Genomic DNA, 12,476 nt, shown 5'->3' on the forward strand with positions numbered 1-12,476 from the left:
CCACAGGCCGGCCGGGGTCCACCGGCCGGCCGTGGGTCGCCGCGCCCGTCTCAGCCGGAGGTGCTGAACTCGAGGCTGGCCGGCAGGTCGGACCGCCGGGTGACGTTGAGCTTGCGGTAGATCCTGGTCAGGTGCTGCTCGACCGTGCTGACCGTGATGTACAGCTTGTCGGCGATCTCGCGGTTGGTGTAGCCGACGGCGGCCAGCGAGGCCACGCGGCGCTCGGCCTCGCTCAGCGCCCCCGCGCCGCTCTCGGCCCTGGGCGGCTCCGGCGGCTGCCCGGGACCGCCTTGGGTGAGCGCGTTGACCAGCGGGACGGCCTCGCACTCCTCGGCGATGCGCTGCGCCTGCCTGGCTACCGTGCGGGCCCGGCGCAGCTCGCCCACCGCCTGGTAGGCGTCGGCCAGGTCGGCCAGTGCCCGGGCCAGCTCGTACTGGTCGCCGCTCGCCTGGAGCATGTCGGCGGCGCGGCGCAGCAGCGGGGGACGCTGCCGGGGCTCGCTCGCGGCGGCGGTCAGCCGCAGCCCGGCCCCCCGGGCGCGGACCGGGCCGGGGGCGCAGCGGGCGACGTGCTCGTCCAGCAGCGGCCTGGCCCGCTCCGGGCGGCCCATGCCGATCAGCGCCTCGGCCGCGCCCGTACGCCACGAGATCAGCCCGGGTGTGTCGAGGCTCCAGGAGCCCATCAGCTCGCCACAGGTCTGGAAGTCGCGCAGGGCCATGCCGAGGTCGCCCGTCGCCAGGTGGTAGTGGCCCCGCGCGTTCAGGTAGTGCAGGCCGTACCTGGTCTGGAGCATGGATTCCGGCACGGGCTGGTTGACCAGTTGCACCGCCTCGTCGATCCGGCCCATCGCGGTCACCGCGGTGAGCAGCACCGACAGCGGGCCGCCGATCGCGACCCCCCAGCTCGTCGGCGGGATGAGCCGTACGGCCATCTGCGCGAGGCCCTCGGCGCCCTCCAGGTCGCCCTGCCGCAGGCTGATCTCGGCGCGCAGCGCCGCGAGACGGGCCTGCCTGCTCGGGGCCCTGCGGCTGGCGGCCTCGTCGAAGAACAGGTCGCACCAGGGAGCCGCCAGGTCGGGCCGCTCCCCGTAGATCAGCGCGAGCAGGGCGCACTCCACGGCGTCCATCGACATGTCGTCCAGGCGGGAGCCGCGCAGGATGCGTTCCACGTCGGCCAGCGTCTGCGGGTGCGGGCCCTTGGTCAGCACCGCCGAGAGCGCAGTGGCGGCCTCCAGCCGGCCGATGACCGGCGCGGACGGCGGGGCCTGCGTGCTCACGTTGGTGACCCTCGGGATGTGCGCCAGGAACGGCGTGTAGGAGCAGCGCAGCCACGGCCGGACGGCGCGGATCTCCGCCACGGTCTCCGCGTCCATGATCGTGCCGATCCTGCCCAGGTGGTCGAGCACGTCGCGGGCGTCGTCGAAGCGGCCGTGCCACAGCAGCGCCTTGGCCAGCACGACCGCGTCGGAGCCGCGCAGATGGCCGCGGTGCATGGCGTCGGTGAGCTCGTCGAGGTGGGCCGCCGGGGCGCTCGGGTTGAGCCGCCACTCCGCGCGCACCAGCGTCGTCTTGATGGTGGCCCTGCGCTGGTCGTCGGTGCACGCGCCGTCGGCCAGCCGCAGGTAGTCGACGGCGGGCTCGACCCGTCCCTCGCTGAGCGCCTGCCTGGCCGCCTCCTCCAGGATCGGCACGGCCCACGCGCCCCCGTTGTGCGACGCGGCCAGCAGGTGCTCGGCGATCACGGCGGCAGGGGCGCCCTGGCCGTACGCCAGTTCGGCGGCCCTGCGGTGCAGGTCCGTCCGCTCGGCCCTGTCGATGTCGGCGAGCACGGCGACGCGCGCCTGGGGGTGGCGCAGGTGCAGGTCGGGGCCGACCAGCCCGGCGTTGTGCAGCGCGTTGAGCGCCTGGACGACGACGCCCGCGTCGAGGTCGAGCAGCCGGTCGAGATGGCCGGGGTCGGCGGAGACCGACAGGCCGCGCGCGACGCGGGCCGCGAGCGGGTGGCCGCGGTGGAGGCACGACTGCACCGCCTGGCGGTAGGCGTCGCCTGCGACGATCTCGTCGGGCTCCGCCGCGGGCTCGCTCTCCTCCCGGGCGCGCGCGGCGCCCGCTGCGTCGGCGGCGGCGATGTGGTCCTCGATGAGCGCGCCCACGAGCAGCGGGTTGCCGCCGCCGACCGCGTGCCACTCGGCGGCCAGCCGCCGGGCGACGTCGTCGCCCACGATGTCGGCGGCCATGATCTCGACGCCCTCGCGGGACAGGGCCGACAGCGGCAGCCGGCGGCAGTGCGGCTGGCGCAGCAGTTCGGTCTGGAACAGCGTCGGGGCGTTCCACGACTCCTCCGACTGGCTGAAGATCGCCAGGATGTGGGCGAAGCGCAGCCTTCGGGCGAGGTAGGCCAGGCAGAGCTGCGAGGCCCGGTCGGCGTGCTGGATGTCGTCCACCACGATCATGAGGGGATGCCGCTCGGAGAGCTCCAGCAGCACCATGCACAGCGCGTGCACGATGTGGGCGTCGACCTGGTCGACGTAGTCGGCCAGCGGATCGGCCGACATGGCGCAGCGGGCGCCCTCGTGCAGCAGGTCGCGGGTGCGCTCCGCCTCATCGGGGGTGAGCGGCGCGTTGTGCAGGATCTGCGACAGCACGGCCAGGGCCAGTCCCGACTCCGCCTGCGAGCAGGTCGCGGTCAGGGGGAGGGCGCCGTGCTCCAGCGCGTCCTCGACCAGAGTGTTGAGCAGTGCGGTCTTCCCCGTCGCGACGGGTCCTCCGACGATCGCGATCTTTCCTCTGCCGGTGACGGCGTCGGCCAGCATGTCCTCGAGGGACGCCAACACCTCTTCCCGCTCCACCAGGGCCATAATGAGTCTCCCGAATTCCGTTCGCTTTGCGGCCGTGCGGCCGAGTTCACAATTGCCATGACTTCCGGTCAAGGCTGTAGGTTTGCCACCTTCAGCCGACGAGTGACATTCGCGGGGAAAGGGCGTCGCCCGCCCGCTCCTGCGGTCCTTCCGCGCTCGTTTCGCCCGAGCGGGCAAGCGCCGAGCGGACGGCCGCGAACGACGCGGTGACCACGTCGTGGTCGAGGCCCACCCCCCAGACCTGCCTCCCGCCGATCTCGCACTCGGCGTAGACCGCCACCTCCTGGTCCCCCGAGCCGCCGGCGGCGGCCTCGACGCCGGTGCGGTGGACCATCCGCACGTCCACGTTCCAGACCGCCAGCCGCGCGCCGAGGGTGCGGATGGCGTCGGCCCGCGACCCCGCGACGTCGAAGCGTGCGCCGTCGACGTACAACGTGGTCCGCAGCGGCCGGCCGCCGAGCCCGAGCGGGACGGTGATCTCGGACCGCGACAGGTACTCCTCGTCGAACAGGTCGCGGACCACGGCCGGGGTGATCTCCCCGCCCGAGCCGTCCGCGTGGGCCTGCACGACGCGGGCGAACTCGGCCTGCATGGCCTTCGGCGGGTTCAGCCCGTGCCAGGCGCTCAGGATGTAGGCCACGCCGCCCTTGCCCGACTGGCTGTTGATGCGCACCACCGCCTCGTACGTCCGGCCGACGTCCTTGGGGTCGAGCGGCAGGTACGGCATGCTCCACGGCAGCTCGTCGACGCTGGTGCCCGCCTCGGCCGCCTCCACGGCCAGGGCGTCGAACCCCTTCTTGATGGCGTCCTGGTGGGAGCCGGAGAAGGCGGTGTAGACGAGGTCGCCGCCGTACGGGTGGCGAGGGCCGACCTGCATCTCGTTGCAGTACTCGACCGTCCGGCGGATCTCGGTGATGTCGGAGAAGTCGATGCCGGGGTCTATGCCCTGGGTGTACATGTTCAGGCCGAGCGTGACCAGACAGACGTTGCCGGCCCGCTCGCCGTTGCCGAACAGGCAGCCCTCGATCCGCTGGGCCCCGGCCAGCAGCGCCAGCTCGGAGGCGGCCACGCCGGTGCCGCGGTCGTTGTGCGGGTGGATCGACAGGCAGACGTGCTCCCGGTGGGACAGGTTCCGGTCGAGCCACTCGATCTGGTCGGCGAAGACGTGCGGGAGCGACCGCTCCACCGTGGTCGGGAAGTTCAGGATGATCTCCCGGCCCTCTTCCGGCTGCCACACGTCCATGACCGCCTCGCAGACCTCCAGCGCGAACTCGGGCTCGGTCTCGTTGAACAGCTCGGGCGAGTACTGGAACCCGAGGTCGCAGTCGCCCAGGGTCGCCTCGGCGTACTTCATCATCAGCCGGGTGCCCTCGACGGCGAGGTCCCTGCACTCGTCGCGGGTCATGCCGAAGACGACCCGGCGGAAGAGGGGGGCGGTCGCGTTGTAGAGGTGGATGTTGGCCCGGGGCGCGCCGGCCAGGCTCTCCACGGTCCGCCGGATCAGCTCGTCCCGCGCCTGCACCAGCACCGAGATCCGCACGTCGTCGGGAATCCGGTCCTCCTCGATGAGGAGGCGCAGGAAGTCGTGGTCGTCCTGGCTCGCCACCGGGAACCCGACCTCGATCTCCTTGTAACCCATCCGTACGAGCAGGTCGAACATCGCGAGCTTGCGCTCCGGGCTCATCGGGTTGACCAGCGACTGGTTGCCGTCGCGCAGGTCGGTGGACAGCCATCGCGGTGCGGCCTCGATCGTCCGGTCCGGCCACCGCCGGTCCGCCAGGCGGACGGGGGTGAAGGCCGAGTAACGGGAAGGAGAGCTGCTCATGAGGAATTCCTTTCTCACCGGCGACGATGCCACCGAATTCGCGACCGTCCGTTTTCCGAGAAGCTGTCCGCGAATCGCTCCGACTTCCTTCCGGAAGGCCGCCAAAATCTGGTGTGATTCGCTGACCGGTACGTTGCCGAAGCTACAAGCGCCCAGGTCAGACGGCAAGAGAGAAGCAACTAGAGTGCGGTCGGTCTCAGCCGGACGATCGGTAGGGGTATCGAAAGTTGTAGATCCGGTACAACCTCCCGGGCGGCCCCCTTACCGCCCCCTTGAAACGGACACATACTCCGGATCATGACGATCAGCAGAGCAGCGATTCCGGCTATTTCGATTTCGCCTTTCCGAATCCTCGGAATGTGCGTGACCGAGGCGCGCCCGTCCGTTCTCGCCATCTTCTTCCTGAGGTTCGCCGCCGGCGCCGGGCTGGACGCCGGCCTCACCCCCGCCGACCCGTTCCGCCTCCTGGCGGGCGCCCTGGTGTGGCAGTGCGCGATCTTCTTCGTCTACCTCTTCAACGGGGTGACGGACATGCGGGAGGACCGCGTGAACGGTTCACACCGGCCGATCGCCCGCGGCGACCTCGACGCCGGCCTCGCGCTGATCATCGCCTGGACCGCGGCCGCGATCGCCCTGCTCGGCGCGCTGCTCCTCGGCGGAGTGACGATCTGGCTGGTCACGGCGGTGCTGGTGCTCGGTTACCTCTACTCGGCGCCGCCCTTCCAGTTGAAGAGGTGGTCGAGCGCGACCGTCGTGGTCGGCGGCGTGGCCGGCCTGCTCTCCTACTGCGCGGGCTACTCCTCCTGCGGGACCGGCCCCGGCGGGCGTGAGGCGATCGCGCTGCCCGCGTTCGCCCTCGCGGCCTCGCTGTGGATGGGGCTGGTCGGCACGCCGGCCAAGGACCTGCCGGACATCGCGGGCGACCGCTCCGCCGGGCGCTCCTCGTTCGCGGTCAGCCACGGAGAATGGCCGGTCAGGCTGCTGTTGTCGGCCGTGGCCGCCGCCGTCGCCATCGCTTTCTGCGCGGTCTCGCTGCTATTGGGGGTGCCTCTGGGCATGGCGCCGGCCGCCATGCTCACCGGCGCCGCCCTGCTCGCCGTCGTCACCCTTACTCCGCTTTCCCGGGGGTCGCGGGTGCGCCGCCGCCTGCCCTACCGGGCGTTCATGACGACGCAATACGCTGTGCATTTGGCCGTTCTTCTCCCGCTGATGTCACAATTCTTATTGTCTGGGCGTTCGGCTTAGTCCAGGATGGAGAGCACTCGTCCGCTTCCTCTCGGAGGGCCCATTGGCGGGAGATGGAAAACTGGGACCGCAGGTCCCGGACTTCGAGGCTTTCCTCGAAGCGCACCGCTCCGAGATTCTGGACGCGTACGCACGGAACCTTGCGGCACTGGACAGCCCGATCAGCCGCGACCCGACCGCGCTGCGGCAGGCCCTGGCGAACGCCGAGCAGATCCTCGACGACGTCGCGGAGACGCTGCGGTCCGGCAGCGTCAAGGTGTCCGACTCCCACAAGATCATCGCGTGGGAGGTGGGCGCGACCAGGGCGGCGAGCGGGGTCCACCCGGACGAGTCGCTCCGGGCGGCGTCGGTGTGGTTCCAGGCGGTCGTGACCTGCCTGCTGGAGCGGATGCCCGGCGACGGCGAGTCGATGCGGCTGCTCACCCTGGTCGTGCTCGGCCTGGAGCGGAGCATCACGACCCGGATCAGGGAGTCCTCGGCGAGCTATTCGAGCTTCCTGCTCGACAAGGTCCACGAGGCCCAGATCGAAGAACGCCGGCGGATCGCCCGCGAACTGCACGACCGGCTCGGGCACGGCCTCAGCGTCGCCCACCGGCAGCTCGAACTGTACGACCTGCACCGGGCGAGCAAGCCCGCGACGGCGACCGCCAAGGTGGAGACGGCTCAGCAGGCGATCCTGGAGACCATGCAGAACCTCCGCGCCGTCACCAGCGACCTGCACCCGCAGGAGCCGATGAACAGCCTGGAGAAGGCCCTGCTGTACTTCCTCGAGACCGTGGACATGGAAGAGGTGGACATCCGGCTGAGGGTCAGCGGGGACGAGACATGGGCGTCGCCGACCGTACGCGACGAGTCCTTCCTCATCCTGCGTGAGGCGGCCAGGAACGCGCTCAGCCACGGGAACCCCACCAAGATGCTGATCCGGGTCGACTTCGCCCCGCACGAGCTGCGCGCGTCCGTGGACGACGACGGCCTGGGCTTCGCGGACGGAACCGGCCGGCCGGACGGCGTGGGCCTGTTGTCGATGCGGGAACGCGCCGCGATCATCGGCGGGACGACCACCATCACGAGCAGGCCGGGCCTCGGCACGCACGTCGAACTGTACGTGCCCTTCTCAGGGCTCAACGGATGACCCGATCGGGGACCACATGATCACTATCGCCGTCATCGACGACCACGCGCTGTTCCGCGAGGGACTGCGCGAGATCCTGGAGGCCCAGGACGACTTCGAGGTCGTCGGCGAGGCGGGCGACTCGCAGGGGGCCGTGGCCCTGGTCGAGCGGGAGCGGCCCGACGTCGTCCTCCTGGACGTCGAGATCCCCGGCGACGACGCCACCCAGACCGTGGCCCGCATGCGTGAGATCTCACCCGAGTCCCACATCATCATCCTCAGCATGTACGACGGCCCCCAGCTGCTCAGCCGCCTGCTCGCGGCGGGCATCCGCGGCTACCTGCTCAAGAGCGTGCACCGCCAGGAGCTGGTCTCGGCCGTCAGGAGCGTCAAGGCCGAGCCCGACCGGCTCGTGCTCGCCGTCTCGCGTGACTCGTTCGCCCAGGTGCAGGGGGGCGGGTCGCAGGTGGTGCTGACCGACAGGGAGCGGGAGATCCTGGAGCTCGCCGCGCAGGCGCTGAGCAACTACCAGATCGCCACCCGGCTCACCCTCACCGAGGCGACGATCAAGCGGCACCTGCACAACATCTTCACCAAGCTCGGCGCCGTCTCCCGGATCGACGCGGTCAACAAGGCGCTGGCCGCCTCGCTCATCACGCCGCGCCGCGACCAGCCGGCGCCACGGTCCAGGCAGAACCCCGGCCTGCGGGGCCAGCGGTCGTTCCCCTGACCCGCGGGGCCTCAGTCGTCCAGCAGCGGGAACGTGCCCGAGAGGCGGGCCCGGACCGGATCCGGCAGCAGGATGCCCGTCGCGGTGAGGTTCATCTCCAGATGGACCAGGTCACGCGTGCTCGGCACCGGGACGATGTTGTCGCCCTGCGCCAGCAGCCAGGCGATGGCCAGCCGTCCCATGCCGACGTCCATGTCGGCCGCCACCCGCTGGGCGTCGCGCAGCCGCGGCAGCTCGGTCTCCAGGCTCTCCGGTGAGAAGCGCGGGTCGCGGCGGCGCACGTCCGCCGAGCCGAGCTGGATCGGCGAGGTGATCCTGCCGGTCAGGAAGCCCCGGCCGAGCGGCCTGCCCGCGATGACGCCCATCCCCAGCTCACGCGCCACCGGCAGCAGCTCACGCTCCGCCCGGCGCCGCCACAGGGAGTACTCGACCGCGACCGCCGCGACGGGCCGCACCTCGTGCGCGCGCCGCAGCCGCTTCCCGTCCAGCCCGCGTACGCCGATGTGCGCGATCTTCCCGGCGTCCTGAAGCCCCCCGGCGGCCCCCATCGTCTCCTCGATCGGCGCGTCGCCGACGCCGGGGTCGACGACGTACAGGTCGATCCGCTCGACGCCCAGACGGGCCAGCGAGGCGTCACAGGCCCTGCCGAGGTCCTCCGGGCGGGAGACCCATCCGCTGGGCGTGGGACCGGGAGCGGCCGCGATGAGGGCCTCGTCGCGCCGCTGGGCGACGGCCTTGCCCACCAGGCGCTCGGCTTCGCCGCCGCCGTCGGTGAGGTCGATCAGGGACACGCCGCCGTCGAGCGCGCGCCGGACCACCCGCATCGCCTCGTCCGGGTCGGCAGGGCCGTACGCGCCGGTCAGCGCGGTGCAGCCGAGCCCGAGACTTGCCGCCACGAGGCCCTGTCCCCCGAGGTTCACGCGCCGCATGACGCCGCCCGCGACCGGCGTGGCCGTGACAGATTGCACAGTTTCACTATCGATTCGTCATTCACGTGGACACCGCTGGAAGTAATAGAGGTACGAGAAACGCGAGGACGCCCCGATACCTCGCGGATTGCATGATGCGGATTTTCCACCCCTATTTTCTCCACCACTACGACTGTTCGTGCAACATATCCGGCAAATCATTGGCCAGATATTTCAGGAATGCCTGCGACGGAACCGCCGAACACGACGAAGCGGCTGGCGAGGTGGCCCGAGTGGGGGTTGCGGGCGCCGTGCCGTACGCCCGGGGGCGCGAAGACGCCGTCGCCCGGCCCCAGGTCCACCCACCGGTCGTGCAGGTAGAACTGCCCCTCACCCTCGAAGACGAAGTACACCGACTCGCTCTCCTCGTGCGGGCGGACGCCGAGCGTCTCTCCCGGCTGCATGATCCCGCAGCGCAGGCAGAGCCCCGCACGACCGGCTCCCGGCCGGAACAGGACGTTCGCGGCGGGCGGGGTCAGCCAGGTCTCGCCGTTCCACAGCGAGCGGAACCCGGCGAGCCGGGTCCTGGCCGGGCGGGTACTGGCCGGGCCGGTCCTGACCGGGCCGGCCGGGTCCGGGCCGCCCTCCGGCGCGCGACTCCAGATGTAGACGGTCATCTCCCGGTCCCCGGCCGACAGCGAGTACGCGCCTCCGACGGGTGAGCACAGCGCCGAGGCGGCGCGCATCCGGCTGATCTCGTAGCCGACCGTGCCGACGCCCGCGCCCGCGACGACGACCGCGATCTGCTCGGCCTCCGCCGCGCCGGGCGGTGACCACTGGCGGCCGGCGGGGATGCGGACCGCGTCGACGGTGGCGTGCCGCGCCCCCAGGCCCGGGCCCGCCACCGGGCTCACCCAGCAGTCGCCGTGACTCCGATACTCCAGTTCCGCGGCCCGGAGCACCGTGCCGGTCTCTTGTCTGGTCAGGTTCATCGCGGCGCTCCTGGTCACGCCCGCGCGAGTTCGGCGCGGTCGGCGGCGGGGGTGGTGGTGAGGATGGCGCGGTACTGCCAGATGATCACCAGTCCGAAGACGCCGTACAGGGCGGCCATGCCCCACGGCGGGAGGACCGACCCGATCGTGATGCACAGCGACGCGACGACCAGGGCCACCCGGATGTTGAGGTTGTAGACCGCCATGTAGCGGGTGCGGGACGCGGCCGGCACCATGTCGGCGAGCAGCGCCTGCCTGACCGGCACGTCCATGAGCTCGCCCACGGTGAGCACCAGCGCGGCCACGAGCAGGACCCAGCCGGTGTCGCTGACGGCCAGCACCATGTATCCGGCGGTGAACAGCCCCGCCCCCGCGTACAGCCGGACGTTGTCGGGCACCCGGCGCAGCACCAGGTGGGCGACGAGCGCGAGCGCCACGACCAGCACGGTGTTCTCCGCGCGGAGGATGCCGAGCATCGCCACGCCGTCCACCTGGACCGTCCAGGACCCGATGGCCAGCAGGTTCTGCTCCGGCAGGTCCCTGGCCAGCCGTACGCCGATGTAGTTGATCAGCTGCAGCTCGATGGACATGAACAGCGTGGCGGCGACCAGCAGCCGGCCGAAGACGCGATCCTGGAGCACCAGCCGGTAGCCGGAGGCGAAGTCCCGCAGGATCGACCCGCGCGGCTCCGCCGCCGCCCCGGCCTCCTCCTCCGGCCTGGTCTCCGCGATCAGGAAGAACGTGGCCGCGGCGATCACGACCGTGCCCCCGGCGGCCAGGGCGAGCAGCAGCGTGAAGTGGCCGTTGTAGAGGAAACCGCCGAGCAGCGCGCCGAAGGCCAGCGCGAGGTTGATCGACCAGTAGTTGATCGTGTAGACGAGCTTGCGGCTCTCGGGGGTCGTGACGTCGAGGATCATCGCGTCGTTCGCCGGCATCGCGAAGCTCGCGGCGAACTTGTTGACGAGGTAGCCGCAGTAGACGATCGCCGGGCTGTGCCAGGCGGGCGAGTCGGCGACCGCCATGAGCGCGAAGGTCAGGCAGACGCCCGCCTCGCCGAGCAGCAGCGTGCGCCTGCGCCCGCTGGTGTCGGACATGTGCCCGCCCGCCAGCGTGCCCACCACGCCGAGCACCATGACGGTCACGACCAGCACGCCCGCGATCGCCACGCCGTACTCGAAGGCGAGGTAGATGGCCATGAACGACATGACCATCGAGTCGAGCAGGCGCTGCAGGAACCCGACCGCGATGCGGACCCGCAGGTTCGGATGGAGCGCGGACAGGTTCACGGCGCCACGCCCGCCCCGGCCGCCACCGGCTCGGCCACCTCGGCGCGTACGAGGGAGTGGACGTGCCGCGCCCGCGCGACGGCCTGTTCCTCGGTGTCCCCCGTCACGACGACGAAGCCGTGCCGGGTGCGCCAGTCGACGGTCTCGGGGATCCGGTCGCCCGGCCGGAAGGGGAACTCCAGCATGTCCACGAAGTCGAGCGCCCTGGCCTCCTCAACGCCCGCGACGGCGCGCACCTCGCCCGGGGTCAGGCTGAAGTAGGAGATGTGGGCGACCGCCCGGCGCTCGACCGCGCCCGGCGGCCTGCCGGCGAGAATCCCGAAGATCGCCCGCTCGACGTCGAGCCCGGTGGCGAGGTGCACCAGGCGGGGGATCTGGTCGCCGCCGAGCCGCGCCTGCGACTCGACGATCCGGGGGCCCGCGGCGGTCCAGATGATCTCGGTGTGCGCCGGGCCCGTCTGGTAACCGGTCAGCCGCAGCATCTCGACCGTCAGCTCGGCCATCGCCTCCGTGGCCGGCCCCGCCTGCGCGGGATGCACGTGCCCCGCCTCGACGAACAGCGGCGGCGGGCCGAGCACCTTGCGGGTGACGCCCACGATCCGGTGGCGGCCGTGGTCGCTGAGCGACTCCACGCTGAACTCGGGGCCGCGCAGATACTCCTCCACCAGGACCGGGCCGCGGTAGCCGTAGGAGTCGAGCAGCTCGCCCCACTCCGCGACCTGGCCCGGCTCGCGCAGCAGGTAGACGCCCCTGCTGCCGGCCAGCTCCGTCGGCTTGACGACCACCGGCAGCTCGAAGCCGCCGAGCAGTCCCGGCACGTCCTGCCAGCGCGCCGCGTGGGCGAAGCGCACCGGGGAGACGCCGTGCTCGGCGAGCAGCCTGCGCAGCTGGAGCTTGTCGTTGAGCAGTTCGATCGACCTGGCCGGGTTGACCGCCTTGCCCAGGTCCTCCGCGATGCGGTAGGTGGCGAGCATGCTCTCCTCGGCCCCGATGTGGTAGACGAGGTCGGCGTCGAAGTCGCGCACGGCCTGCCGTACGGCCCGGTCGAACGCCACGGGGTCGGCGAAGTCGGTGAGCACCAGGGCGTCGGCGAGCTCGGCGATCCCGGCCAGGTAGCCCGGCGTCTGCAGGGTGGGATCCCAGACGGCGCAGATCCGGTGCCCCTCCTCACGAGCCTTGATGACGAACGCCCGGTAGGGCATGACCATGACGAGGTCGCTCATCCGGGATCCTCCTCTCTTTCCGTGGCCGCGGACGGGTCAGTAGGGCAGCTCGCGGCCGGACGGCGTACGGAGATCGGGCGAGTTCGACTCGGGCTTCCTGGTCGGCTTGCTCACGCGGATGCGACGTGCCATCGAAATCCCTCCAAGTCCCCGTACGGGCTGGGTTCGCGGGCTGCTATGACCCGCACGTTGGCACGCGTTCCGGGCCGCCACAACGGCCGCGCACCCTAATGACCAGGCCGGATGACGGAAGGGGCACACGGCCTACAACTTTCGTTACGCGGGGGGTGCTACGAAA

9 protein-coding genes are annotated in these 12,476 nt (G+C 71.4%); 3 read left to right on the forward strand and 6 right to left on the reverse strand.

Annotated features, from left to right (window positions below):
* Positions 1 to 50: 50 nt before the first annotated feature.
* On the reverse strand, positions 51 to 2,858 hold the full coding sequence (locus HHX31_RS26695; RefSeq protein WP_169951314.1) for a LuxR family transcriptional regulator: 2,808 nt from the start codon (positions 2,856 to 2,858) through the stop codon (positions 51 to 53).
* A gap of 91 nt (positions 2,859 to 2,949) precedes the next feature.
* On the reverse strand, positions 2,950 to 4,683 hold the full coding sequence (gene leuA / locus HHX31_RS26700; protein ID WP_169951316.1) for a 2-isopropylmalate synthase: 1,734 nt from the start codon (positions 4,681 to 4,683) through the stop codon (positions 2,950 to 2,952).
* Positions 4,684 to 5,046: 363 nt separating this feature from the next.
* Between leuA and HHX31_RS26705 the strand changes: the two genes are divergently transcribed.
* From HHX31_RS26705 to HHX31_RS26715, 3 genes are read left to right on the forward strand one after another with little or no spacing between them, the layout of a single operon-like run.
* Positions 5,047 to 5,928, forward strand: a complete 882-nt coding sequence (locus HHX31_RS26705) for a UbiA family prenyltransferase (RefSeq protein WP_169951317.1) — start codon at positions 5,047 to 5,049, stop codon at positions 5,926 to 5,928.
* Between the two features lie 43 nt (positions 5,929 to 5,971).
* Positions 5,972 to 7,060 carry a sensor histidine kinase gene (locus tag HHX31_RS26710; protein ID WP_169951319.1) on the forward strand — a complete coding sequence of 363 codons (1,089 nt, stop codon included), beginning with the start codon at positions 5,972 to 5,974 and terminating at the stop codon, positions 7,058 to 7,060.
* 16 nt (positions 7,061 to 7,076) lie between these two features.
* Positions 7,077 to 7,769 carry a response regulator transcription factor gene (locus tag HHX31_RS26715; RefSeq protein WP_169951321.1) on the forward strand — a complete coding sequence of 231 codons (693 nt, stop codon included), beginning with the start codon at positions 7,077 to 7,079 and terminating at the stop codon, positions 7,767 to 7,769.
* An 11-nt stretch (positions 7,770 to 7,780) separates the two neighbouring features.
* Here the strand turns inward: HHX31_RS26715 and HHX31_RS26720 are convergent, their stop codons facing one another.
* The 4 genes from HHX31_RS26720 to HHX31_RS26735 all read right to left on the reverse strand — a co-directional run bounded on the left by HHX31_RS26720 (position 7,781) and on the right by HHX31_RS26735 (position 12,178).
* Positions 7,781 to 8,737 (reverse strand): aldo/keto reductase, encoded by a 957-nt coding sequence (locus HHX31_RS26720; protein ID WP_169951323.1) that lies wholly within the window; start codon positions 8,735 to 8,737, stop codon positions 7,781 to 7,783.
* Positions 8,738 to 8,895: 158 nt separating this feature from the next.
* The gene (locus tag HHX31_RS33840; protein ID WP_211590366.1) at positions 8,896 to 9,669 is read right to left on the reverse strand and encodes a cupin domain-containing protein; all 774 of its coding nucleotides are present in this window, start codon (positions 9,667 to 9,669) and stop codon (positions 8,896 to 8,898) included.
* A gap of 14 nt (positions 9,670 to 9,683) precedes the next feature.
* Positions 9,684 to 10,955, reverse strand: a complete 1,272-nt coding sequence (locus HHX31_RS26730; RefSeq protein WP_169951325.1) for an MFS transporter — start codon at positions 10,953 to 10,955, stop codon at positions 9,684 to 9,686.
* Positions 10,952 to 12,178 (reverse strand): ATP-grasp domain-containing protein, encoded by a 1,227-nt coding sequence (locus HHX31_RS26735; protein WP_169951327.1) that lies wholly within the window; start codon positions 12,176 to 12,178, stop codon positions 10,952 to 10,954. The genes HHX31_RS26730 and HHX31_RS26735 overlap by 4 nt, the downstream gene beginning before the upstream one ends.
* Between the last annotated feature and the right edge of the window lie 298 nt (positions 12,179 to 12,476).

The sequence above is a fragment of the Microbispora sp. H11081 genome, assembly GCF_012999535.1.
Classification (GTDB): Bacteria; Actinomycetota; Actinomycetes; order Streptosporangiales; family Streptosporangiaceae; genus Microbispora.

Coding starts and splice junctions, on each gene's coding strand:
- HHX31_RS26695 (WP_169951314.1), bottom strand. CDS start 2,858: ATGGCCCTGGTGGAGCGGGAAGAGGTGTTGGCGTCCCTCGAGGACATG.
- leuA (WP_169951316.1), bottom strand. CDS start 4,683: ATGAGCAGCTCTCCTTCCCGTTACTCGGCCTTCACCCCCGTCCGCCTG.
- HHX31_RS26715 (WP_169951321.1), top strand. CDS start 7,077: ATGATCACTATCGCCGTCATCGACGACCACGCGCTGTTCCGCGAGGGA.
- HHX31_RS33840 (WP_211590366.1), bottom strand. CDS start 9,669: ATGAACCTGACCAGACAAGAGACCGGCACGGTGCTCCGGGCCGCGGAA.
- HHX31_RS26735 (WP_169951327.1), bottom strand. CDS start 12,178: ATGAGCGACCTCGTCATGGTCATGCCCTACCGGGCGTTCGTCATCAAG.